General features: G+C 68.7%; 25 protein-coding genes. 17 read left to right on the top strand and 8 right to left on the bottom strand.

Going from position 1 to position 22,300, the window contains the following annotated elements:
• Positions 1–43 precede the first annotated feature (43 nt).
• From DXT68_RS13120 to rplQ, 8 genes are all read left to right on the top strand, one after another.
• Positions 44–721, top strand: a complete 678-nt coding sequence (locus DXT68_RS13120) for a DsbA family protein (RefSeq protein WP_045253829.1) — start codon at positions 44–46, stop codon at positions 719–721.
• Positions 722–881: 160 nt separating this feature from the next.
• The gene (locus tag DXT68_RS13115) at positions 882–1,163 is read left to right on the top strand and encodes a hypothetical protein (RefSeq protein ID WP_156149276.1); all 282 of its coding nucleotides are present in this window, start codon (positions 882–884) and stop codon (positions 1,161–1,163) included.
• A gap of 183 nt (positions 1,164–1,346) precedes the next feature.
• Positions 1,347–1,568, top strand: a complete 222-nt coding sequence (gene infA / locus DXT68_RS13110; protein ID WP_017201569.1) for a translation initiation factor IF-1 — start codon at positions 1,347–1,349, stop codon at positions 1,566–1,568.
• A gap of 64 nt (positions 1,569–1,632) precedes the next feature.
• Positions 1,633–1,749 (top strand): 50S ribosomal protein L36, encoded by a 117-nt coding sequence (gene rpmJ / locus DXT68_RS13105; protein ID WP_005050492.1) that lies wholly within the window; start codon positions 1,633–1,635, stop codon positions 1,747–1,749.
• A gap of 168 nt (positions 1,750–1,917) precedes the next feature.
• A complete protein-coding gene (gene rpsM, locus DXT68_RS13100) occupies positions 1,918–2,292 on the top strand; it encodes a 30S ribosomal protein S13 (RefSeq protein ID WP_045253827.1) in 375 nt (124 codons plus the stop codon).
• A gap of 31 nt (positions 2,293–2,323) precedes the next feature.
• Positions 2,324–2,722 (top strand): 30S ribosomal protein S11, encoded by a 399-nt coding sequence (rpsK, locus tag DXT68_RS13095; RefSeq protein WP_045253826.1) that lies wholly within the window; start codon positions 2,324–2,326, stop codon positions 2,720–2,722.
• A gap of 134 nt (positions 2,723–2,856) precedes the next feature.
• A complete protein-coding gene (locus DXT68_RS13090) occupies positions 2,857–3,846 on the top strand; it encodes a DNA-directed RNA polymerase subunit alpha (RefSeq protein ID WP_017829188.1) in 990 nt (329 codons plus the stop codon).
• A gap of 33 nt (positions 3,847–3,879) precedes the next feature.
• Positions 3,880–4,452, top strand: coding sequence for a 50S ribosomal protein L17 (rplQ, locus tag DXT68_RS13085; RefSeq protein WP_045253825.1), 573 nt, complete (start codon positions 3,880–3,882; stop codon positions 4,450–4,452).
• A gap of 67 nt (positions 4,453–4,519) precedes the next feature.
• Here the strand turns inward: rplQ and DXT68_RS13080 are convergent, their stop codons facing one another.
• On the bottom strand, positions 4,520–6,094 hold the full coding sequence (locus tag DXT68_RS13080) for an AMP-binding protein (RefSeq protein WP_045253824.1): 1,575 nt from the start codon (positions 6,092–6,094) through the stop codon (positions 4,520–4,522).
• A gap of 129 nt (positions 6,095–6,223) precedes the next feature.
• On the opposite strand from DXT68_RS13080, the gene DXT68_RS13075 reads away from it, so the two are divergent.
• From DXT68_RS13075 to DXT68_RS13055, 5 genes are all read left to right on the top strand, one after another.
• Positions 6,224–7,024: a sulfite exporter TauE/SafE family protein gene (locus DXT68_RS13075; RefSeq protein WP_045253823.1), complete on the top strand. Its 801-nt coding sequence runs from the start codon at positions 6,224–6,226 to the stop codon at positions 7,022–7,024.
• 37 nt (positions 7,025–7,061) lie between these two features.
• Positions 7,062–7,517 carry an FAS1-like dehydratase domain-containing protein gene (locus DXT68_RS13070; protein ID WP_045253822.1) on the top strand — a complete coding sequence of 152 codons (456 nt, stop codon included), beginning with the start codon at positions 7,062–7,064 and terminating at the stop codon, positions 7,515–7,517.
• Complete coding sequence (locus DXT68_RS13065; protein ID WP_045253821.1) at positions 7,517–7,915, top strand: MaoC/PaaZ C-terminal domain-containing protein; 399 nt, start codon at positions 7,517–7,519, stop codon at positions 7,913–7,915. Before DXT68_RS13070 ends, DXT68_RS13065 begins: the two co-directional genes overlap by 1 nt.
• Positions 7,916–7,929: 14 nt before the next feature.
• The gene (locus tag DXT68_RS13060; RefSeq protein ID WP_045253918.1) at positions 7,930–9,060 is read left to right on the top strand and encodes a UDP-N-acetylmuramate dehydrogenase; all 1,131 of its coding nucleotides are present in this window, start codon (positions 7,930–7,932) and stop codon (positions 9,058–9,060) included.
• A 64-nt stretch (positions 9,061–9,124) separates the two neighbouring features.
• On the top strand, positions 9,125–9,526 hold the full coding sequence (locus DXT68_RS13055) for a VOC family protein (protein ID WP_045253820.1): 402 nt from the start codon (positions 9,125–9,127) through the stop codon (positions 9,524–9,526).
• Positions 9,527–9,551: 25 nt separating this feature from the next.
• Here DXT68_RS13055 and DXT68_RS13050 read toward each other — a convergent pair whose 3' ends face one another.
• Together DXT68_RS13050 and ald are read right to left on the bottom strand one after the other, a co-directional pair.
• Positions 9,552–10,751 carry a pyridoxal phosphate-dependent aminotransferase gene (locus DXT68_RS13050; RefSeq protein WP_045253819.1) on the bottom strand — a complete coding sequence of 400 codons (1,200 nt, stop codon included), beginning with the start codon at positions 10,749–10,751 and terminating at the stop codon, positions 9,552–9,554.
• Positions 10,752–10,856: 105 nt separating this feature from the next.
• Entirely contained in the window at positions 10,857–11,951 is a 1,095-nt protein-coding gene (ald, locus tag DXT68_RS13045) for an alanine dehydrogenase (protein WP_045253818.1), read from the bottom strand.
• A gap of 110 nt (positions 11,952–12,061) precedes the next feature.
• Between ald and DXT68_RS13040 the strand changes: the two genes are divergently transcribed.
• Entirely contained in the window at positions 12,062–12,571 is a 510-nt protein-coding gene (locus DXT68_RS13040; protein ID WP_045253817.1) for an Lrp/AsnC family transcriptional regulator, read from the top strand.
• Between the two features lie 38 nt (positions 12,572–12,609).
• Here DXT68_RS13040 and DXT68_RS13035 read toward each other — a convergent pair whose 3' ends face one another.
• The 4 genes from DXT68_RS13035 to aceA form a co-directional block, all read right to left on the bottom strand.
• Complete coding sequence (locus DXT68_RS13035) at positions 12,610–13,044, bottom strand: hypothetical protein (protein WP_045253816.1); 435 nt, start codon at positions 13,042–13,044, stop codon at positions 12,610–12,612.
• Positions 13,045–13,079: 35 nt separating this feature from the next.
• Positions 13,080–13,457, bottom strand: a complete 378-nt coding sequence (locus DXT68_RS13030; protein WP_156149275.1) for a hypothetical protein — start codon at positions 13,455–13,457, stop codon at positions 13,080–13,082.
• 120 nt (positions 13,458–13,577) lie between these two features.
• Positions 13,578–15,230 (bottom strand): malate synthase A, encoded by a 1,653-nt coding sequence (aceB, locus tag DXT68_RS13025; RefSeq protein WP_045253814.1) that lies wholly within the window; start codon positions 15,228–15,230, stop codon positions 13,578–13,580.
• 238 nt (positions 15,231–15,468) lie between these two features.
• Positions 15,469–16,794 (bottom strand): isocitrate lyase, encoded by a 1,326-nt coding sequence (gene aceA / locus DXT68_RS13020; protein ID WP_045254219.1) that lies wholly within the window; start codon positions 16,792–16,794, stop codon positions 15,469–15,471.
• A 136-nt stretch (positions 16,795–16,930) separates the two neighbouring features.
• Here aceA and DXT68_RS13015 point away from each other — a divergent pair, with 136 nt between their 5' ends.
• From DXT68_RS13015 to DXT68_RS13005, 3 genes are all read left to right on the top strand, one after another.
• Positions 16,931–18,382 (top strand): helix-turn-helix domain-containing protein, encoded by a 1,452-nt coding sequence (locus DXT68_RS13015; protein ID WP_045254220.1) that lies wholly within the window; start codon positions 16,931–16,933, stop codon positions 18,380–18,382.
• Positions 18,383–18,503: 121 nt separating this feature from the next.
• Complete coding sequence (locus DXT68_RS13010) at positions 18,504–20,075, top strand: glucoamylase family protein (RefSeq protein ID WP_045254221.1); 1,572 nt, start codon at positions 18,504–18,506, stop codon at positions 20,073–20,075.
• A gap of 38 nt (positions 20,076–20,113) precedes the next feature.
• Complete coding sequence (locus DXT68_RS13005) at positions 20,114–20,740, top strand: TetR/AcrR family transcriptional regulator (RefSeq protein ID WP_045254222.1); 627 nt, start codon at positions 20,114–20,116, stop codon at positions 20,738–20,740.
• A gap of 8 nt (positions 20,741–20,748) precedes the next feature.
• Here DXT68_RS13005 and DXT68_RS13000 read toward each other — a convergent pair whose 3' ends face one another.
• Entirely contained in the window at positions 20,749–22,257 is a 1,509-nt protein-coding gene (locus DXT68_RS13000; RefSeq protein WP_045254223.1) for a PucR family transcriptional regulator, read from the bottom strand.
• Positions 22,258–22,300 lie beyond the last annotated feature (43 nt).

Here is a 22,300-nt window from a genome sequence, read left to right as displayed (position 1 = left end):
GCCGAGCCCGCAGCGGGCGGGCCTCGACAGAAACGGAAGATCCATGGCAGCTGCGAAGAGCAACACCAACTGGTTCGTGATCGGCGTCTCGGCGGCAGTGGTGGTCGTGCTGGCCGTCCTCGCCCTCGTCGTGGTGAACCTCAACAACCAGGCGACCGCGCCGGGGCCGACCCCCGAGGGGGCGATCGTGAATGACAAGACGGGCGCGATCAGCTTCGGAGCCGGTGACGACACGATCGACACCTACGTGGACTTCATGTGCCCCGTCTGCGGCCAGTTCGAGGATGCGTACGGCGAACAGTTGCAGACTGCGGCTGCGAACGATGACATCACTTTGAACATCCATCCGATCTCCATCCTGGATCGCGCCTCGCAGGGCACCGAATTCTCCACCAGGGCGGCGAACTCGATGTACTGCGTCGCAACGGAAGCACCGGACAACGCGCTCGACTACTTCAACCTCCTCTTCACCAACCAGCCAGAGGAGAACACGGCGGGGCTCGCTGACGAGCAGCTCGTCGAGCTCGCGAAGCAGGCCGGCGCCGCGGGGGCAGCTGACTGCATCACCGACGGCACGTACTCGCGCTTCGTCGCGGCCCGCACGGACGAGACGCCTGTCGACCCGGCGACGGGGCGTTTCGGAACCCCGACCGTCGCCATCAACGGTGACCGGATCGACAACTCGGCGATCGCGACGGAGTTCGCCAAGATCCTCGGATAGCCCTCCAAGTCCATGTCGCACGGGGTACGGTCTTGTCGAATCACTCGATTCGACAAGACCGGAGGACAGCATGGACATTACAACAATGGAAGTCACTCGCAGCGCGCCGAACACCTTGTGGGCGCGACACGCCAGAGCGTCGGAGCGCACAGCGAAGCGGGTGTCAGTGGCGGGGGTCGTCGCTGCGCTCGTGATGGGGTTGATGATCCCGATCGGGGTGGCGGCGCCCGCCCAAGCCGCTGGCAAGGCCACGTGTTCCTCTTTCGGCTGGAGCTACGGACGGATCATCGGCTCGTGTAGTAACAAGAAGTTCCAGGTCATGTATCAGTGCTGGCCCTCGAAGCAGTGGCACTACAAGTCCCTCGGTGGCCCGACCGGGCTCAGCTTCAACTTCGATGCGTGCGGGGTCTCCTGGGTGACTGACGCCCAGGCGATTATCTAGACGCCCTCTCACTTCACCAAGTAGGGAGTTCCGGTCGCCTTCCAGGTTGCCGGAACTCCCGTTGTCGGATAACATAGATCCTTGGTGCTTTGCGCCTTGATTCGGCGTGTCTGAATCGGCGCGAGAACCGCAATCCAACCACCCACCGCAGATCGACCGGTCTGCAGAAGCGTCAGCGAGGCTATGGCTAAGAAAGACGGTGTCATCGAGATCGAGGGCGTGATCTCCGAGGCTCTTCCCAACGCGATGTTCCGCGTTGAACTGAGCAACGGACACAAGGTCCTGGCAACGATCTCGGGCAAGATGCGGCAGAACTACATCCGTATCATCCCCGAGGACCGCGTGGTCGTGGAGCTCAGCCCCTACGACCTCACCCGCGGCCGTATCGTCTACCGCTACCGCTGATCGGTCGAGAAGTAACGGCCTGCCCCTCTCCGGGGCGGTACGAAGACAGCGAATAGGAAAAAACATGAAGGTCAACCCCAGCGTCAAGCCGATCTGCGATCACTGCAAGGTGATCCGTCGTCACGGCCGCGTCATGGTGATCTGCAAGAGCAACCCGCGCCACAAGCAGCGCCAGGGCTGAGCCCCGTCGGCATCGCCGACAGGGATCTTCGGATCAGACTCACAACTCAACACACACCGGCAGGATCAGATCCTTCGCCAGGCTCAGGAGCCGGCGGAGGGGACACCTCGGGGCAGAGGCCCGAGCACCGATCCTGCTCCACACCTCTAAGAAACCCAGGAGAACCGCATGGCACGTCTTGCCGGCGTTGACATCCCGCGCGACAAGCGCGTGGTGATCGCCCTTACCTACATCTACGGCGTCGGCCGTACCCGCTCGGTCGAGATCCTCAAGGCGACGGACATCGATGAGAGCATCCGCGTGAAGGACCTCAGCGACGACCAGCTGATCGCCCTCCGCGACCACATCGAAGGAACCTACAAGGTGGAGGGTGACCTGCGCCGCGAGGTCGCCGCAGACATCCGCCGCAAGGTCGAGATCGGCTCCTACGAGGGCATCCGCCACCGTCGTGGCCTCCCGGTCCGTGGTCAGCGCACCAAGACCAACGCCCGTACCCGCAAGGGCCCGAAGCGCACCGTCGCAGGCAAGAAGAAGGCCCGCTAAGCGCGGCCCCAGGGACTAGGAGAACACTTTCATGGCTGCACCCAAGGCCGCCGCGCGCAAGCCGCGCCGCAAGGAAAAGAAGAACATCGCACTGGGCCACGCCCACATCAAGTCGACGTTCAACAACACGATCGTCTCGATCACCGACCCGTCCGGAGCTGTCATCAGCTGGGCATCGTCGGGTGGCGTGGGCTTCAAGGGCTCGCGCAAGTCGACCCCCTACGCCGCAGGAATGGCCGCCGAGTCGGCCGCCCGCCAGGCGCAGGAGCACGGCGTCAAGAAGGTCGACGTCTTCGTCAAGGGACCGGGTTCGGGTCGCGAGACCGCGATCCGTTCGCTGACGGCCGCCGGCCTCGAGGTCGGTTCGATCCAGGACGTCACCCCGCAGGCGCACAACGGCTGCCGCCCGCCGAAGCGTCGCCGCGTCTGATCCGGCTCGTCGAGCCGCCCGCGCCTTCGGGCCCGGGCGGCTCGACGCCCGCCCCGCGGGCATCGACTCACACAACTCAAGACCTCACCCCACCACATGTCATATAGCGGTCATGTGATCGAAAGGAACACAGAGTGCTTATTGCACAGCGTCCGACACTCACCGAGGAAAAGATCGTCGAGAACCGGAGCCGGTTCATCATCGAGCCCCTGGAGCCCGGCTTCGGATACACGATCGGCAACGCGCTGCGTCGCAGCCTGCTGTCGTCGATCCCCGGCGCCGCGGTCACCAGCGTTCGCATCGACGGCGTGCTGCACGAGTTCAGCACCATCCCCGGCGTGAAGGAGGATGTCACCGAGATCATCCTCAACATCAAGCAGCTCGTCGTCTCCTCGGAGCGCGACGAGCCCATCACCGCGTACCTGCGCAAGACCGGTTCGGGCGAAGTCACCGCCGCCGACATCTCGGCTCCGGCCGGTGTCGAGATCCAGAACCCCGAGCTCGTCATCGCGACTCTCAACGAGACCGCGAAGTTCGAGCTCGAGCTCACGATCGAGCGTGGCCGTGGCTACGTCTCGGCGACGCAGAACCGCAACGAGTACGCCGAGGCCGGTCAGATCCCGATCGACTCGATCTACTCGCCGGTCCTGAAGGTCAGCTACCGCGTCGACGCCACCCGTGCGGGTGAGCGCACCGACTTCGACAAGCTCGTCCTCGACGTCGAGACCAAGTCCGCCATCAGCCCTCGCGACGCCGTCGCGTCGGCTGCGAAGACGCTCACCGAGCTGTTCGGTCTCGCTCGCGAGCTGAACGTCGAGGCAGAGGGAATCGAGATCGGCCCGGCACCGGTGGAGGCAGTGAACTCCAGCGAGCTGTCGATGCCGATCGAGGACCTGGACCTCTCGGTCCGCTCGTACAACTGCCTGAAGCGTGAAGGCATCAACACTGTTTCCGAGCTCGTCGCCCTCTCGGAGACGCAGCTCATGAACATCCGCAATTTCGGCCAGAAGTCGGTCGACGAGGTGCGCGACAAGCTCATCTCGCTCGGTCTGTCGCTCAAGGATTCGGTGCCCGGTTTCGACGGCGCCCACTTCTACGGCGGCAGCGAAGACGAGTCCTTCTGATACCCGACCCTTCTGACCAGGAGTTAGACGATTATGCCCAAGCCCACTAAGGGTCCCCGCCTCGGAGGCGGCCCCGCACACGAGCGCCTGCTGCTTGCCAACCTCGCGGCTGCTCTGTACACCCACAAGTCGATCAAGACGACCGAGACCAAGGCCAAGCGCCTTCGTCCGCTCGCCGAGCGCCTGATCACCTTCGCCAAGCGCGGAGACCTGCACGCTCGTCGTCGCGTTCTCTCGGTCATCGGCGACAAGAGCGTCGTGCACACTCTCTTCACCGAGATCGCACCGCTCGTCGCAGACCGTGAGGGTGGCTACACCCGCATCACGAAGGTCGGCAACCGCAAGGGCGACAACGCTCCCATGGCCGTGATCGAGCTCGTCCTCGAGCCCGTCACCCCCAAGGCGAAGTCGACCAAGAAGGCCGCCAAGGCCGAGAAGCCCGCCGAGGTCGTCGAGGAGGCTCCCGTCGAGGAGGCTCCCGCTGACGAGACTCCCGCTGACGAGACTCCCGCCGACGAGGCTCCCGCCGACGAGGCCGGCGCCGAGTCGCAGGCCGAGGGCGAGTCCGCCGAGGCCGCTGCCGAGGACGCCAAGAAGTCCGAGTAAGCATCTCGCACGAAGAAGCCCGCCGCCCCGAGAGGGACGGCGGGCTTCTTCGCGTTCGGGGTGGGTGTCAGGCCCTGGCGCGCAGGTCCTTGCGCAGGATCTTGCCGGATGCCGACTTCGGGATCGCGTCGATGAACTCCACCTGCCTGACCTTCTCGTGCGGCGCGACGTGGGCGGCGACATGGGCCATCACGGCATCCGCGTCGAGCTCCGCGCCCTGCTGCACGACGACGAACGCCTTCGGCACCTCCTGACCGTCATCGTCGACGGCACCGATCACAGCGGCGTCGGCGATGGCGGGATGCTCGAGCAGCACCGCCTCGAGCACCGCGGGCGCCACCTGGTACCCCTTGTACTTGATGAGCTCCTTCAGGCGGTCGACGATCCGGAACACGCCGTCGTGGCTGACCGTGGCCACGTCGCCGGTGTGCAGCCACCCGTCGGCATCGAGCATCTCGGCCGTCGCGTCCGGGCGGTTGAGGTAGCCCTTCATCACCTGCGGTCCGCGGATCAGGATCTCGCCGGGGGCGCTCACACCATCTGCGGGGGCGTCGATGTCGCTCCCGTCCTCCGCGAGCAGCCTGGCCTCGGTGTTGGCGAGCAGCATGCCCACCGACGACCGATCGATCTCCGGGCGGTCATACGGGATGGCATGGGTCACGGGACTCGTCTCGGTCATGCCGTACCCCTGGCAGACGACGCAGTCGAGACGCTCGGCCACCGAGGCCGCGAGCGTGCCGTCGAGAGGCGCCGCTCCCGAGAACACGACCCTGATCGCCGAGGTGTCGAACTGGTCGACCAGCGGATGCTTGGCCAGGGCGACGGCGATGGGCGGGGCGATGAACACCCAGTTCGTGCGGTGCTCCTGAACGACACGGAGGAACTCGCCCAGGTCGAACTTCGGCATCGTGACCAGTGCGGCACGCTGGCGCAGGGCGAAGTTCAGCAGCACGGTCATTCCGTAGATGTGGAAGAACGGGAGCACCGCGAGAACCCGATCGCCGTCGCCGACGGAGATCGTGGTGCGGCACTGGCTCACATTCGCGATGAGGTTGCGGTGCGTGAGCATCACACCCTTGGGCCTGCCGGTGGTGCCGGAGGAGTAGGGGAGGATCGCGAGGTGCGTGGCCGGGTCGAAGTCCACATCCGGCGCGGATCTGCCCTCTCCGAGCAGAGCGGGCAGCGAAGGGTGCCCGTCGGCCCCGTCGAGAACGATGACGTGGTCGTCGTCGAAACCCCGTGCAGCAGCGGCGGCCTTCGCGCCCGGCAGCAGGGGCGACATGGTGATCAGCCACGTCGCGCCGGCGTCCGCGAGCTGGTTGGCGATCTCGTCGGACGTGTAGAGCGAGTTGATCGTCGTCGCGGTGGCTCCCGCGCGCAGGATGCCGTGGAAGATCGTCGCGAACGCCGGGATGTTGGGGCACAGCACGCCCACCACGGTGCCCACCCCGACCTCGCGTGCGGCGAGGGCCCCTGCGAACAGGTCGATCTGCGCGATCAGCTGGCGGTAGGTCGTGATGGCTCCGCTGACGCCGTCGATGAGAGCGGTCGCGTCGAGGCGATCCTCCGCCACGTCGCCGAACAGGAACTCGTGGATCGAGACGTCGGGGATCTCGATATCGGGATAGGAACTGCGCACCATGAGATCTCCTTCGATCCGGGGAGGCGACGACGCCGTCTGGTGCGATCCAGTGTCGCACAACTCGGCACCCGGTCCCAGGGTTCGCGAAGAAGAGTCGGAGGAGGATGGTCCCGAGAGTAGGCTGATCCGGTGACTGACGCAGAGACCCGACCCAGAGGGCCTCGCGCCTATACGGCATTCATCGGGATCGGCCTGCTCGCGGGCCTCCTCTCCGGTCTGTTCGGAGTCGGCGGCGGCACCGTCATCGTCCCGCTGCTCGTGCTCTTCCTGCACTTCAACCAGCGGCTCGGCGCCGGGACCTCGCTCGCCGCGATCGTGCCGACGGCGACGGTCGGCGTCATCTCCTACGCGCTCAATGATTCGGTCGCCTGGATCCCCGCGCTGATCCTCGCCGCCGGGGCGGTGGTCGGCGCCCAGATCGGCACGCGGCTGCTGCCGCGGATCTCGCAGACCGTGCTGCGATGGTTCTTCGTCGGCTTCCTCGTGGTCGTGATCGTCAGCCTGTTCCTGGTGATCCCGTCTCGGGACGCGGAGTTCGAGCTGCACCTGCTCACCGGCATCGCCCTGGTCGTGGTCGGCGTGGGCACCGGCATCCTCGCCGGGCTCATCGGCGTCGGCGGCGGCATCGTCGTGGTGCCGATCCTCATGCTCGCGTTCGGCACGAGCGATCTCGTGGCCAAGGGGACCTCGCTGCTGATGATGATCCCGACCGCGATCTCGGGGACGATCGGCAACCTCCGCAACCGCAACGTGGATCTGAGGGCCGCGGCCATCGTCGGCGTCTCGGCCTGCACGACGACGGCGCTCGGAGCCTGGCTCGCGACGCTCATCGACCCCCTCGTCGGCAACATGCTGTTCGCGGCATACCTCGTCTTCATCGCCGTGCAGATGGCGATCAAGGCGATCAAGGGGCACCGGAAGGGCGACTGAGGGCGGCGACGTCGCACGCCCTCGGTAGGATCGGAGGGTGGCAGTGAATCAAGAACTGGTCGGTCGCGAGTTCCCTCCGACACCCCCGTACCTCGTCGGTCGTGAGAAGGTGCGCGAGTTCGCGCGCGCCGTCTTCGCCGACGCCCCGATGCACACCGATGTCGAGGCGGCCCGCGCCGCCGGATTCGCCGATGTCGTGGCCCCGCCGACCTTCGCCATGGTCATCCAGGACCTCACTCTGCAGCAGCTGCTCGGCGAGCCCGATTCCGGCATCGTCCTGGCGCGCACGATCCACGCCGAGCAGAGGTTCGCGTACACGCGACCGATCGTCGCGGGAGACGAGCTCACCGGACGACTGAGCGTCACCGGCATCCGCATGATGGGCGGCAACGCGATGATCACCAGTGCTGCCGAGATCACCGATGCCGAAGGTGGGCACGTGGTCACCGCGACCAGCGTGCTGCTGGTCGGCGCCGAAGAAGGAGCACAGTGATGCCGTTCGCCGTCGGAGACGTCGTCGCAGAGCGCACCGTCCACCTCACCCGCGAGTCCCTCGTCCGGTACGCCGGCGCGTCCGGCGACTTCAACCCGATCCACTACCGCGACGACGTCGCGGCCTCGGTCGGGCTCCCCGGTGTGCTCGCCCACGGCATGCTCACGATGGGCATCGCGTCTTCCGTCGTGGTCGCCGCGCTCGAGCCGGGAACCGAGATCCTCGACTACGGCGTGCGCTTCACCAAGCCTGTCGTCGTCGACCCGGCCGCCGGCGCCGACCTGCACGTGCTCGCCACGGTGGGCGCGGTCGATGACTCCTCGACCCGCATCGACCTCAAGGTCACATTCGACGAGACCACCGTGCTGGTCAAGGCCCAGCTGCGCGTCGCCTCCTGATGGGTGACGGCGTGGTGCACGAACGAGAGCCCCTGGCGCTCGCGACGCTGACGACCCTGCGCACCGGCGGCGCGCCGGAGCGGATGCTGGAGGCGGCGACGACCGACGAGCTCGTCGCGGCGCTGCGCGACGTGTGGGCGCGCGGCGATGAGTGGTTCGTCCTCGGCGGCGGCTCGAATCTCTTCGTCGGCGACGAGCCGTTCGAGGGCACCGTCATCCGCATCCTCACTCAGGGCATCGAGGAGCTCCCGTCGCCGCACGCCGGACGCATCCGGCTGCGCGTGCAGGCCGGGCACGGCTGGGACGCCCTGGTCGCCTACGCGGTCGAGCACGGCTATGCGGGCCTCGAGGCCATGAGCGGCATCCCCGGAACGGTGGGTGCATCGCCGGTGCAGAACATCGGCGCCTACGGGCAGGAGATCCAGGAGACGCTGGTCGAGGTCGAACTGATCGACGAGGCGACGGGCGAGATCTCCGTGGTTCCCGCGTCTGAACTCGGGCTCGGGTTCCGCACCTCCGTGCTCAAGCACCACTACGGAGGAGTCTCGCTGCGTCGCGCCGTCATCCTCTCGGTGACCGTCGATCTCGTGGTCGCCTCGGAGCGCGTCGTGCAGGGAGCGCAGCTGCGCCGGGCACTGGGACTCGATTCCGACGCGCCGGTGCCACTGACGTGGGTGCGAGAGCGCATTCTCGCCACCCGCGCATCCAAGGGGATGCTGCTCGACGACGCCGACCCCGACACGCACGGCGTCGGCTCGTTCTTCCAGAACGCGATCGTGCCCGAGGCGGTGGCGCGCGCGCTGCCCCCCGAGTGCCCTCGGTGGCCGGTGACGCCCGATCTCGACACCGTGACGGTGATCCCCCTCGCGCTCTATGACGGCTACGTTCCGCCCGTCAAGCCCGAAGCCCCCGACGTCAAGGTGAGTGCGGCGTGGCTGATCGAGCAGGCGGGCATCCGCAAGGGCTTCGCGCTGCCGAGGTCGCGGGCCTCCGTGTCGACCAAACATGCGCTCGCCCTCACCAACAGGGGTGGCGCGACCGCCGCCGAGGTGTCGGAGCTCGCGCGGTTCATCCAGAGCAGGGTGCATGCGGAGTTCGGGCTCGTCCTGCAGCCCGAGCCGGTGCTCCTCGGGGTGGAACTGTAGTCACCCGACCATCGCTCACGCGCGATCGGCGGACAACGTCGACGGTTCGCCGTACACTCGCGGCATGAGCGGATTGATCCCGTACCTGCTGTTCCCCGGCAACGCCGCTGAGGCGCTGGAGCACTACCGTGCCGTGTTCGGGGGTGAACTGCAGCTCGTCGACTATGCGCAGGCGGGCCGCCATGACGGCCCGGCAGACGCGGTCGCGCACGGGCAGCTCTCCGGCCCGGTCGAGGTGGCGGGGGCCGACGCCGGGGCCGACGACGACGCCGTGCAGATGAGCGGGATGTTCCTGTCGCTGCTCGGCACCGCCGACGCATCGACCCTCACCGGCTGGTTCGACCGGCTGTCGAACGACGGACGCGTCATCGATCCTCTGCAGAAGAGGCCATGGGGCGACTACGACGGCACGCTGATCGACCGTTACGGAATCCGCTGGCTCATCGGATTCCGCGACGAGGGCTGACCCCGGTGCCGCGCCGCCGCCGCCGTCAGGAGAACAGGCGCTGCAGGCGCTGCACACCTTCGAGCAGCTGGTCGTCGCCGAGCGCGTACGACATGCGGATGTACCCCGACGGGCCGAATGCCTCGCCCGGCACGACGGCGACCTCGGCCTGCTCGAGGATGAGGTCGGCGAGCTCCAGCGACGTGGTCGGCGTCACGCCGCCCCAGGTGCGGCCGAGAAGGCCCTGCACGTCGGGGTAGACGTAGAAGGCGCCCAGGGGGTTCGGCACGACCAGGCCCTCGATCTTCGACAGCTCCGAGACGATCAGGCGGCGACGGCGGTCGAACGCCTCGCGGAACTGCTCGGCCTCGGTCTGCGGTCCGTTGAGGGCCGCGATGGCGGCCTTCTGGGCGACGTTGTTCACGTTGCTCGTCAGGTGCGACTGCAGGTTGCCGGCGATCTTGATGGCATCGGCGGGTCCGACCATCCAGCCCACACGCCAGCCGGTCATCGCATACGTCTTCGCGACACCGTTGACCAGGATCGTCTGACCGGCGACCTCGGGCACGGCCTCGACGATCGACGTCGCCGTGACGCCCTCGTAGGTCAGGTTCTGGTAGATCTCGTCGCTGATGATCCAGATGCCGTGCTCGAGCGCCCACTCGCCGATCGCCCTGGTCTCCTCGGCGGTGTAGACCGATCCGGTGGGGTTCGACGGTGAGACGAACACCAGCGCGGTGGTGCGCGCGGTGCGCGCGGCCTCGAGCTGCTCGACGGTGACCTTGTACTCCTGGTCGGCGCCGGCGAACACCTCGACCGGGGTGCCGTCGGCGAGGCGGATCGCCTCGGGGTAGGTGGTCCAGTACGGCGCCGGCAGCAGCACCTCGTCGCCGGGGTTCACGACCGCCTGGAACGCCTGGTAGACGGACTGCTTGCCGCCGTTGGTCACGATGACCTGGCTCGGCGAGACCTCGAGGCCGGAGTCGCGCAGCGTCTTCGCGGCGATCGCCTCACGGAGCGCGGGCAGGCCGGGAGCCGGGGTGTACCGGTAGCTCGCCGGGTCGGCGAGGGCCTCGGCTGCGGCGTCGACGATGAACTGCGGGGTCGCGAAGTCGGGCTCGCCCGCGGCGTACGAGATGATCGCCTTGCCGTCGGCCTTGAGGGCCTTGGCCTTGGCATCGACCTTGAGGGTCGCCGATTCGGCGATGGCGGACAGCTTGCGGGAGAGAGGAGCGCGTTCGGTCACGACTACGAGCGTACTCGGATGAGCCGTCGCACCGCCGGGTGGGTCGTCATCAAGAATCCGTGTTCTTGCGTGCCGCGCTCGGACGCCCGCGCCCGCAGGCACCGCTCAGGCGGTCGAGAGGCCGTGGGCGCGGGCGACGGCATCCAGGGTGATGCGTCCGGCCTGCACGTTCAGCCCCTTCGCCAGCGAGGCGTCATCGGCCGCGGCCGCTTCCCAGCCCTTGGCGGCGATCGCCGAGACGTAGGGGAGCGTCGCGTTCGTGAGCGCACGAGTCGCGGTCTCGGGCACGGCGCCCGGCATGTTGGCGACGCAGTAGTAGATCGAGTCGTGCACTGCGAAGGTCGGGGCGTCGTGCGTGGTCGGCCGCGAGCCCTCGAAGCATCCGCCCTGATCGATCGCGATGTCGACGAGCACCGACCCCGGCTTCATCGCCGCCACCATGTCGTCGGTGACGAGCTTGGGCGCCGCCGCGCCGGGGATCAGTACCGAGCCGATCACGAGGTCGGCGGTCGCCAGCTCCTCGGCGATGTCGTAGCGGCTCGAGGCGCGGGTCTGCAGTGCGCCGCCGTAGCGATGCTCGAGCTCGCGGAGCCGGGGGAGGGAGATGTCGATCACGGTGACGGTGGAACCCAGGCCCAGCGCGTTCGCCGCGGCGTGCTCGCCGGCGACGCCCCCGCCGATCACGACGGTCTTGGCGCGGGGGGTGCCCGCGATGCCGCCCATCAGCACGCCGCGCCCTCCGGCGGATCGCATCAGCGAGTACGACCCCATGGTCACGGAGAGCCGGCCGGCGATCTCGCTCATGGGAACGAGCAGCGGCAGGCTGCGGTCGGGCAGCTGCACGGTCTCGTAGGCGACGGCGGTGGTGCCCGCGTCGACCAGCGCGGTGGTCAGGGCGCGGTCGGCGGCGAGGTGGAGGTAGGTGAAGAGCGTGAGGTCAGGACGCAGGAAGCCGTACTCCTGCGCGATCGGCTCCTTCACCTTGATCAGCAGGTCGGCCTCGCCCCAGGCCTCGTCCGCGGTCTCGACGATCTCGGCACCCGCGGCGCGGTAGGCCTCGTCGGAGATGCCCGACCCGATACCCGCCCCGGACTGCACCAGTACCCGGTGGCCTTCGTGCACCAGGCGGTCGGCGCCCGCGGGGGTGAGCGCGGTGCGGTTCTCGTTGTTCTTGACCTCGGTCGGTACGCCGATCTTCATCGATCCTCCAGGTGCCGTATTCGTGCACTCAGAATCGCAGAAACGTCGATCTGAAGACAGAATCCCTGAAGAAGATTCGCGTCGAGACGGAATCCTGCATAATCGTTCGCATGGAGACCTCCGCGGAGCCCGCTCGTCCGAACACTCTTCGGGCCCCTGCGCTCGACGCCGTCGATGCTCGCATCGTCACGCTCCTGAGCGCGGACGGACGGATGACGAACGCCGAACTCGCCGCGCAGCTCGGCGTCGCCCCCTCGACGGCACATTCACGGCTGCGCGCACTGGTCGATCGAGGCGTGATCACCGGCTTTCACGCCAGTGTGGACGAGCGGATGCTGGGCGCCGGCCTGCAGGCCGTGATCGGCGTCACACTGCGACCGAGCGGACGACGCGAGAGCATCGTCGAGTTCGCCGATCGGGTGCGTGTGCTGCCGCAGGTGATCCAGGTGTTCTTCCTCGGCGGGGATGACGACTTCCTGCTGCACATCGCTGTCGCCGATTCCTCCGAGATGCGCGAGTTCGTGCTCGAGCACCTCTCGGCGCAGAGCAGCGTCGCATCCACGCGCACCAGCATCGTGTTCGACTACCACCGCAACTCCGTCGCCGCCTCGTTCCGCTGAGCCGGAGCGTCGGGTTCAGGGTCGACCGACGGCCGCGGTCAGGAGCCGAACGCGGCGGGGAGGGCGCAGTAGTCGGCGAACCTGCGGGTCGGATGCTCGGGATCGGTGACATCCACCAGCGCCGAGGCGATGGTGTGCGGCTGCTCGTCGCCCACGAGCTGCCAGAGGGTGAAGTTCCACAGGCCGCGGGCCTCGGGGCTCAGCAGCGCGGCGGGTCCCGAGACGATCAGCACGGTGCCCGCGGTGTCGTTCGCGCGGAACGGCGAGATGACGACGTCACGCAGCGCGCGGGAGTCGCTGTCGTCGGTGTGCACCCGCTCGACCGACTGCCCGGCGGCCGTGAGGGCGGCGGCGAGGTCGTCGGCGGCCCGGCGGGAGCGCCCGGCATCCGCACCGGCGACGGCCAGAAGTCGGGTGCCTCGGGGGTAGAGATGCAGGAACTCCGCGGCGAGATCGGTCCAGACGTCGGTCATGTCCTCAGGCTACGCCCGCGTGAACGGATGAGGTCTCAGCCGTACATCAGGATGAAGGTGACGAAGGACAGTACGTGCAGGACGATGCCGAAGGACGCGAGGGTGCGGAGGCCGGTGCACTGCGGGATACCGATGGTCAGCAGCAGCGCGAGCACGCCCACCAGGCTCCAGATCCAGGAGGTCCAGACGAAGAGCACCGGGAGCAAGAGCGCGTAGCCGCCGCCGGCGAGGAGCGCGAGGACGACGAGCAGCAGCGCGAGGATCCAGGTCCCGAATGAGAGCCAGGCGGCCACCAATGCGCCGAAGTACCGTCCTCCCCGCGGCGGTGCGGGCGGCGCGGGCTCCGGAAGGCGCTTCGCCGGGGGTGGAGCGAACGGCGAGGAGGCGGGCCGGGACTCGGAGGCGTCGCTCATCGACACAGAGTGGCACAGCTGGCATACGGATGCCGGCATGAATCGCCCACATCCGCTCCCGTCGCGCCGTGCGTCTCGCGGCTGAACCGGTCGACGCAGAGGCACGACGGGAGGGGGGTGTCAGTCCTCGACCAGGAACCGCGAGTACGCGCCGAGGGTGAGGAACGCGGGGAAGTCCTCCTGCAGCGCGACCTCGCGGAACACCGACGCCGCGTCGTCGAAGCGGTCGCCGTCTCGGCGGTCGACCGCGTCGAGCACCTCGCCGATCAGGCCCTCCACGTACTCGGCCGTGATCGGCGTGCCGTCTTCGGTCGTGCGGTCCTGGTGGATCCACTGCCACACCTGCGAGCGGCTGATCTCGGCGGTCGCCGCGTCTTCCAGCAGGTTGTCGATGGCCACGGCGCCGAGGCCGCGCAACCACGCCTCGAGGTATCGGATCGCCACCGAGACGTTGTCGCGCACGCCCTGACCGGTGATCGGCCGTCCGATGTGCAGATCGAGCAGCTGCGCCGCCGTCACCGAGACCTCGGGTCGCGCGCGGTCGATCTGATTCGTCCCGTCGCCGAGCACGGCATCGAACTCGGCCTGAGCGGTCGGGATCAGGTCGGGGTGCGCCACCCAGGTGCCGTCGAAGCCGTCTCCGGCCTCGCGGCGCTTGTCGGCCGTGACCTTCTCGATCGCCCGCGCCGTCACCTCGGGGTCTCGGCGGTTCGGGATGAAGGCGCTCATGCCGCCGATCGCGTAGGCACCCCGCTTGTGGCAGGTCTGCACGAGCAGTTCGGTGTAGGCCCGCATGAAGGGCACCGTCATCGTGACCTCGCTGCGGTCGGGGAGCACGAAGCGGGCGCCGCGCCCGCGGTAGTTCTTGATGATCGAGAAGATGTAGTCCCAGCGACCCGCGTTCAGACCCGCGCAGTGATCGCGCAGCTCGTAGAGGATCTCGTCCATCTCGAACGCGGCGGGCAGCGTCTCGATGAGCACGGTCGCGCGGATGGTCCCGTGCGGGATCCCCACGTACTCCTCGCTGAAGGAGAACACGTCGTCCCACAGCTTCGCCTCCTCGCTCGATTCCAGCTTCGCGAGGTAGAAGTACGGCCCGCGACCGTTCGCGATCAGCTCCTGCGCGTTGTGCAGGAAGTACAGGCCGAAGTCGACGAGCGACCCGGATGCCGCGGTGCGGCGCCCCGCACGGTCGATGAACTGCAAGTGCTTCTCCGGCAGATGCCAGCCGCGGGGACGCATCACGATCGTGGGGGTGCGCTCCGCGGTGACGCGGTACTCCTTGCCCTCCGGCGACGTGAACGACAGCTCTCCGCGGATGGCGTCGCGCAGCGAGAGCTGTCCCTCGATGACGTTGCGCCAGGTGGGGCTCGTGGCGTCCTCCTGGTCGGCCAACCACACTCGCGCTCCGGAGTTCAGGGCATTGATCGTCATCTTCGGGTCGGTCGGCCCGGTGATCTCGACGCGGCGGTCCTCGAGCCCGGGGCCCGCTCCCGCCACCCGCCACGCGGCGTCGTCGCGGATGTGCCGGGTGTCGTCGCGGAACCGCGGGTCGTGCCCGGTGCCGATCTCGAAGTGCCGTCGCAGGCGGTCGGCGAGCCGGTCGTGACGCCGCGACGCGAAGCGGTGGTGCAACTCGGTGAGGAAGGCGATGGCCTCGGGGGTGAGGATCTCGTCGTAGTGCTCTCGCAGCGGACCCGTCACGGTGATCGCGGGGCCTGGCTGGGCGGTCTGGATCGGAGCGGTGGTCGGGGGAGCGGTGGGAGTGGTCATGGTCGTGGTCCTTTTCATCGGGTGGCCCTTCGTCCTATCCGGTTCCTGAGCGAGACGAAGGGCGGGGAAGGGTGGGCGCCCTTCGTCTCGTCGCTGCGCTCCTCGCTCAGGAACCGCGGAGCGAGACGAAGGGCGCGAAAGGTGCGGGAGTGGGAAGGGCGGGGAAGGGTGGGTGCCCTTCGTCTCGTCGCTGCGCTCCTCGCTCAGGAGCCGCGGAGCGAGACGACGGGCGGTGACGTCAGTGGAACTGCGCCGTCTCGGTGGAGCCGGCGAGCGCGAGGGTCGCGCTGTCGGGGTTGAGCGCGGTGGAGATGACGTCGAAGTAGCCGGTTCCCGCCTCGCGCTGGTGCTTGGTGGCGGTGTAGCCGTTCGCCTCGTCGGCGAACTCGGCTTCCTGCAGCTCGACGTAGGCGCTCATGGCGCGTTCGGCGTAGCCGCGGGCGAGGTCGAACATGGAGTGGTTCAGGGCGTGGAAGCCGGCGAGGGTGATGAACTGGAATCGGTAGCCCAGCTCTGCCAGCTCCTGCTGGAACGTCGCGATCTCGGCGTCCGACAGATGACGCTTCCAGTTGAAGCTCGGCGAGCAGTTGTAGGCGAGGAGCTTGCCCGGGTGCCTGGCGTGGATCGCCGCGGCGAACTCGCGTGCCAGCTCGATGTCGGGTTCGCCGGTCTCGACCCAGAGCAGGTCGGCGTAGGGCGCGAAGGCGAGCCCGCGGCTGATGACCGAGTCGATGCCGGGGCGGATGCGGTAGAAGCCCTCGGCGGTGCGCTCGCCGGTGGTGAACCGCTGGTCGCGTTCGTCGACGTCGCTGGTGAGCAGGTCTGCGGCGAGAGCATCCGTCCGGGCGATGATGACCGTCGGAACGCCGGCGACGTCCGCGGCGAGACGAGCCGCGTTGAGCGTGCGGATGTGCTGCTGGGTGGGCACGAGCACCTTGCCGCCCAGGTGCCCGCACTTCTTCTCGCTCGCCAGCTGGTCCTCCCAGTGGATGGCGGCGGCGCCGGCCTGGATCAGCGACTGCGCGAGTTCGTAGGCGTTGAGCGGGCCGCCGAAGCCGGCCTCGGCGTCGGCGACGATCGGCGCGAGCCAGTCCCGGGTGATCTCGCCTTCGGCGTGCTCGAGCTGGTCCTGACGGATCAGCGCGTTGTTGATGCGGCGGACCACGGCGGGCACCGAGTTCGCGGGGTAGAGCGACTGGTCGGGGTACGTCTGCCCGGCGAGGTTGCCGTCGGCGGCGACCTGCCACCCCGAGAGGTAGATCGCCTTCAGCCCCGCGCGCACCTGCTGCACGGCCTGCCCGCCCGTGTAGGCGCCGAGGGCCCGCACGTAGTCCTCGGTGTGCAGCAGGTTCCAGAGGTTCTCGGCGCCTCGGTGCGCGAGAGTGGCGTCCTCGCGGACCGAGCCGCGGACGCGGATGACGTCGTCGGCCGAGTAGGTGCGCTCGACGCCGTCCCACCGCGGGTCGGTGTCCCAGATCTCCTGCAGCTCGGCGGCTGTCTGGACCTGGTCGCCGGCTCGCAGACCCGCGGGGCGAGGGGTGTGGTTCTGCGCGGTGTTCGTCATGGTGTCTCCTCCGTGGGGTTCCCGGATCGTGAAGCCGGGTGGCGTGTCTCCACTTTGTGGGAACTTCCGGGGCCTGAATGACGGTCTGGGGGGAGAAGATCGATCGAAATTCTGTTTCTGTGACAGAATCGGCCACATGAGCACCTCCGAGGTCGAAGAAGACGCCGACGCCCTCGTCATCGGCAGACGCATCCGGCAGCTCCGCACAGCCCGCGCGATGACCCTCGACGACCTCGCCGCGGCGGTGGATCGAGCCCCGAGCCAGCTGTCGATGATCGAGACGGGCAAGCGCGAGCCGAAGCTCACCCTGCTGCAGGCGATCGCTCGCGCGCTCGGCGTCACGATCGACGCGCTGCTCGAGGGAGAGCCGCTCGACGAGCGCAGCGCGATCGAGATCGCGCTCGAGCGAGCCATGAAGGGGCAGACGTTCCGAGCGCTCGGGATCGAGCCGTTCCGCATCGCCAAGAGCGTGCCGACGGATGCCCTCAGGGCGCTGCTGGCTCTGCACGGCGAGATCGATCGGCTCAAGGACGAGCGGGCGGCCACACCCGAGGAGGCCAGGCGTGCGAACGTCGAGCTCCGTCATCTGATGCGCAGGCAGGACAATCACTTTCCCGACCTCGAGGCGAAGGCGGCGGAGCTCCTCGCCGCGGTGCGCCACCCCGGCGGTCCGCTCACCCAGCGGACCGCATCGGAGATCGCCGCGCATCTCGGCTTCACGCTGCACTATGCCCCCGACCTTCCGCAGACGACGAGGTCCGTCGCCGATCTCGCCAACGGACGGCTCTACCTCTCGAGCAGCGTGCCGGCCAAGGGTGACGCCAGGACCGCCGTGCTGCAGGCGCTCTCGAGTCGCATCCTCGGTCACTCCGAGCCGCGCAGCTACGCGGAGTTCCTGCGCCAGCGCGTCGAGACCAACTACCTCACCGGCGCGCTGCTGATCCCGGAGGGGCACGTGGTGCCGGCGTTGGGGGAGGCGAAGGCACGCAGGGCGATCTCGATCGAGGATCTGCGCGACGCGTACTCGGTCTCGTATGAGACGGCGGCGCATCGCTTCACGAACCTCGCGACCCGTCACCTCGACATCCCCGTGCACTTCCTCAAGGTGCACGAGTCCGGCACCATCACGAAGGCGTACGAGAACGACGACGTGAACTTCCCGACCGATCGGCTCGGCGCGATCGAGGGGCAGATGTGCTGTCGGCGCTGGACCAGTCGCGTGGTCTTCGACGAGGACGACCGCTTCAACCCCTACTACCAGTACACGGACACCGGCAACGGCACCTACTGGTGCACGGCCAGGGTCGAGGCATCGAGCGAGGGACTGCACTCGGTCAGCGTCGGGGTGCGCTTCGACGACACGAAGTGGTTCGTCGGCCGGGACACCCCGCATCGCGGGGTGTCGAAGCACTCTGTCGAGGTCTGCTGCCGCAGGGCTCCCGCCGAGCTCGAGGGGCGGTGGCGCGAGAACTCCTGGCCGAATGTGAAGACGCCGCGCACGCTGCTCGCCACGCTGCCCACCGGGTCGTTCCCCGGCGTCGACACCACCGACGTGTACGAGTTCCTCGAGGCGCACGCGCCCCGTTGAGGTCCGGTCAGTCGGTGAGACCGTTTCGCGCCGGGGGGGTTGATCGAACACCGAACACGTGTTAGGTTTTCGCAGATCGACGCGCTGCGATCGGCGGCGCCGTTCTCGACGAGGAGACACGATGAAGCGATGGATGAGCGCAGTGGCGACGGCCGGACTGGTCGTCTCGGGATTGGCACTCGCGGGCCCGGCAGTCGCCGGGGGCGGCCCGGCCGGCGGGGGTGGCAGACCGGGGACGCAGGAACTCGAGCGTTGGGCGACGGACACCTGGCGATCCCTCGATGCGATGACCGACGAGCAGACGGGCCTGCCGTCCGACAACGTCACCGGCGATCTGCAGACCCCGGGGGAGTACACCTCTCCGACCAACATCGGCGGATACCTGTGGTCGACCGTGACCGCGCGCGACCTGGGCATCATCGACGATGCCGAGGCGCACTCCCGTCTCTCGACGACCCTCGACACGCTCGCCGGCCTCGAGCGCAATGACGCGAGCGGCATGTTCTACAACTGGTACTCGCCCACCACGGGAGAGAAGCTGACGACGTGGCCCGACTCCGGTGACACCGTGTACCCGTTCCTCAGCACCGTCGACAACGGATGGCTCGCCGCCTCACTGCGCATCGTCCGCGAAGCGGATCCCGCCCTCGCCGCACAGGCAGACGCCCTCTACGACTCGATGGACTTCGCGTCGTTCTTCGACCCCGCCGGCGCCGCCGGTCTCCCGGCCGGCACGAATCGCGGCGGCTTCTGGGACGCGCCGCCGCCGGACTGCAGCGTCGAGGCGCCCATGTACAACGGTTCGGGGGCGACGGCGTTCTACACGTGCCATCACTACGACACCACTGTCAGCGAGAGCCGCATCGCGACGTACCTCGGCATCGCCAACGGGCAGATCCCCGCGACCGCACTGTACGGCACCCACCGCACGATGCCTCCCGGATGCGACTGGGCCTGGCAGGAACAGCTGCCGCAGGGCGAGTACCGCACCTACGACGGCGTGGAGGTCTGGGAGGGTGCCTACTCCTACGACGGGATGTCGTTCGTCCCGAGCTGGGGCGGCAGCATGTTCGAGTCGCTGATGCCGGACCTGCTCGTGCCCGAGACGAAGTGGGGGCCGAAGTCCTGGAAGCTCAACCACCCCATCACGGTCGCCGTGCAGAAGCAGCACGGGCTCGACGAGGCCGGATACGGATACTGGGGCTTCTCGCCCGCGAGCGATCCGTTCGGCGGATACGCGGAGTACGGCGTCGACATCGCCGGCATGCGGGCGGACGGCTATACCTCGGACGCCGAGAAGACCGATGTCGACGTCGACCGGCCCGGGTGCACGGAGGGCACGAATCCCGCACCCGAGTTCGGCGACGGGGTCGTGACCCCGCACGCGGCCTTCCTCGCGCTGCCCTATGACCGCAAGGGCGCGCTGCGCAACCTCGAGGGCATCGAGAAGGACCTCGGCGCCTACGGGCCCGGCGGGTTCTACGACGCCGTCGCGGTGAAGAGCGGCACCGTCGCCGAACGCTATCTGTCGCTGGACCAGTCGATGATCATGGCCGCGATCGGCAACGAGCTCACGAAAGATACACTCAAGGACTACTTCGTGGATCGCGAGATGGAGCAGCGCCTGCGGCCCGCGATGAAGCAGCAGGTGTTCGGCTCGTCCTGGGGGGCGGGGCACGGCCACCACGGCTGAGCGGGCGCCCCGGCCCGTGCCGACGACAGGAGCGGGCGATGAGCACGGATGAGCGGTCGGCGGCACCACGGAGGCCCCGTGGCCCGTACGTCACGGGGCAGGCGCGTCGCCAGGCCATCGTCGATGAAGCGCTCGCGGTGTTCTCCCGCACGGGATTCCACGGCGGATCCCTGCGGGAGATCGCGAAGCGGGTCGGAGTGACCCCGGCAGGGCTGCTGCACCACTTCGCCGACAAGGAGGAGCTGTTCGCCGAGGTGCTGCGCCAGCGCGACGAGAAGGTGCGGGCGGCGGCGGGCGACCCGGCGGAGCACACGCTGATCGAGCAGGCGAAGAGGGTCGTGGCCCATAACCGCACCTCGCGCGGGCTGACGTCGCTGTACGCCATCATCTCGGCGGAGGCGACCGACCCCGACCACCCCTCGCACGCCGACTTCGCAGCCCGCTACCGTGATCGCGCCGCCGAAGCCGAGCAGATCCTCCGCCGGGGGCAGGTCGACGGCGAGGTGCGCGACGACGTCGATCCCGCCCGTGCGGCACGACTGATCAGCGCGGTGATGGACGGCATCCAGCTGCAGTGGCTCCTCGACGACTCCGTCGACATGGTGCTGCTCTTCGACGAGTTCGTCGCGCGCTACCTGACTCCCGCCACGGCGCCGATCCGCTGAGCGGGTCGTCAGTCCCTGGCGGTCTGCAGAAGGGCCCACAGCTCGGCGCGTGCGGGGAACGACGACAGGTCGAAGCCCAGCAGCGTGCCTGCCTGGGCGATGCGCGAGCGCAGGGTGTGCCGGTGCACGCCGAGCGCCGCGGACGCGGCCTCGCTCTTCGCATCGTGCTCCAGCCAGACGCGCACCGAGGTCTCCAGTGCGCCGCCGGTCTGAAGGTCGTGGTCGCGCAGCGGCGCGAGGCGGGACTCGGCCACCAGACGTGCCTCGTCGGTCGCGAGCGCGCTGAGGATGCTCGACCCCACCGTGTCCGCGTAGGCGAAGACTCCCGGATCCTGCTGCTGGCGCAGCGCGGCGAGGGCCTGGGCGTGTGCGCGGGAGAAGGCGTCGTACGGCTCCGAGCCCGATGCTCCGATGCGCACGCCGAAGCGCGTGGCCACCTCGTCGAGCAGCGGCGCGTCCGCGGCGGAGAGGCAGAGCACGACGCCATCGGCCGACTCGGCGACGAAGCTCGCCGTTCCGTGCTCGCTGCGGCGTCGCTCCCACCAGTCCGTCAGAGGGCCGGCAGGTCCGTCTGCGGCGACGGCGACGATCACCGGCGCCGCGGGCATGCTGCCGAGCACCCGGCGGGCGAGTGCGGGGTCGTCGCCGAGCAGCGAGCCCAGCAGCTGTGAGTGCAGCCGGCGGCGGCTGCGGGCCAGCTGATCGCTCTGCTCGAGTGCGAGGCCCGCCATCGCGATCACCGAGGTGACGACAGTACGTGCCTCGGCGTCGAGAGCATCGACGGCGAGGGCGATGACGCCCCGCAGATGCCCGCCGCGTCCGACCGTGAAGAGCGTGAACGTGCGCTCGTCGATCGTGAGCGACTGCCCCGTCTCCAGCCCGCGGGCGAGCACCTCGGTGGCCCGCACGCCCAGCGGGGCGAGCGTCTCGGGCGGCAGCGCGGCGGGCGGATGCGAGAGCTGCAGTGCGCCGGAGGCGTCGTACATCCCGACCCAGACGCCGAGCCGGCGACCGAGCTCTGCCACCGTCGCGTCCAGGCCCCGGGGTCGGAGGGCCGCCAGGGCCAGCGCACGCTGCGTGTCGAGCGCCCAGGATCTGCGGGCGTACGCCTGGGCAGCGATCGCCTCGGAGTGTGCGCGGGCGACGGCGATGAACGGCGTGCGGTACGGCACCTCGAACAGGGGGATGCCCCGCCGCGCGCATTCCACGACGAGTTCGTCGGGCACACCCGCACGGTGCACGTCGGAACCGAAGCCCAGCCCGAGCACGCCGCGATCGGCGAGCCGACCGACGTACACGTCGAGGTCGGCGTCGGCATCGAACTGCGTGCCGGTGGTCAGCAGTGCCAGATCCTCGGCGAGGAACGGCGTCGGATCGGCGAGGTCGGAACTGTGCACCCAGCGCAGGGGGCGGTCCAGCGCTCCGGCCGGCAGCGTGTCTTCCCGCGGGACGAGACGCAGGCCCAGGTCGGTGCGAGCGAGAAGAGCGCGCAGCGTCGGCTGCTCGGTGGCATCCACGCCGATGTCCTCCTCGCGCTCGTCGGGCCGAGCTGTACAGCGC

It is taken from the genome of Microbacterium foliorum, from assembly GCF_003367705.1.
Taxonomy (GTDB): Bacteria; Actinomycetota; Actinomycetes; order Actinomycetales; family Microbacteriaceae; genus Microbacterium; species Microbacterium foliorum.
The sequence above is the reverse complement of the archived record's forward strand: the minus strand, read 5'-3'. Positions and strand labels throughout refer to the sequence as shown.

Bases quoted from the DNA above. Each gene is read 5' to 3' on its own strand.
- DXT68_RS13035 (WP_045253816.1), bottom strand. From the start codon at position 13,044: ATGACCGACGTCTGGACCGATCTCGCCGCGGAGTTCCTGCATCTCTAC.
- rplQ (WP_045253825.1), top strand. From the start codon at position 3,880: ATGCCCAAGCCCACTAAGGGTCCCCGCCTCGGAGGCGGCCCCGCACAC.
- infA (WP_017201569.1), top strand. From the start codon at position 1,347: ATGGCTAAGAAAGACGGTGTCATCGAGATCGAGGGCGTGATCTCCGAG.
- ald (WP_045253818.1), bottom strand. From the start codon at position 11,951: ATGAAGATCGGCGTACCGACCGAGGTCAAGAACAACGAGAACCGCACC.
- DXT68_RS13010 (WP_045254221.1), top strand. From the start codon at position 18,504: ATGAAGCGATGGATGAGCGCAGTGGCGACGGCCGGACTGGTCGTCTCG.
- DXT68_RS13040 (WP_045253817.1), top strand. From the start codon at position 12,062: ATGGAGACCTCCGCGGAGCCCGCTCGTCCGAACACTCTTCGGGCCCCT.
- DXT68_RS13015 (WP_045254220.1), top strand. From the start codon at position 16,931: ATGAGCACCTCCGAGGTCGAAGAAGACGCCGACGCCCTCGTCATCGGC.
- DXT68_RS13055 (WP_045253820.1), top strand. From the start codon at position 9,125: ATGAGCGGATTGATCCCGTACCTGCTGTTCCCCGGCAACGCCGCTGAG.
- DXT68_RS13065 (WP_045253821.1), top strand. From the start codon at position 7,517: ATGCCGTTCGCCGTCGGAGACGTCGTCGCAGAGCGCACCGTCCACCTC.
- DXT68_RS13080 (WP_045253824.1), bottom strand. From the start codon at position 6,094: ATGGTGCGCAGTTCCTATCCCGATATCGAGATCCCCGACGTCTCGATC.
- DXT68_RS13005 (WP_045254222.1), top strand. From the start codon at position 20,114: ATGAGCACGGATGAGCGGTCGGCGGCACCACGGAGGCCCCGTGGCCCG.
- rpsK (WP_045253826.1), top strand. From the start codon at position 2,324: ATGGCTGCACCCAAGGCCGCCGCGCGCAAGCCGCGCCGCAAGGAAAAG.
- aceB (WP_045253814.1), bottom strand. From the start codon at position 15,230: ATGACCACTCCCACCGCTCCCCCGACCACCGCTCCGATCCAGACCGCC.
- DXT68_RS13030 (WP_156149275.1), bottom strand. From the start codon at position 13,457: ATGAGCGACGCCTCCGAGTCCCGGCCCGCCTCCTCGCCGTTCGCTCCA.
- DXT68_RS13120 (WP_045253829.1), top strand. From the start codon at position 44: ATGGCAGCTGCGAAGAGCAACACCAACTGGTTCGTGATCGGCGTCTCG.
- rpmJ (WP_005050492.1), top strand. From the start codon at position 1,633: ATGAAGGTCAACCCCAGCGTCAAGCCGATCTGCGATCACTGCAAGGTG.
- rpsM (WP_045253827.1), top strand. From the start codon at position 1,918: ATGGCACGTCTTGCCGGCGTTGACATCCCGCGCGACAAGCGCGTGGTG.
- aceA (WP_045254219.1), bottom strand. From the start codon at position 16,794: ATGACGAACACCGCGCAGAACCACACCCCTCGCCCCGCGGGTCTGCGA.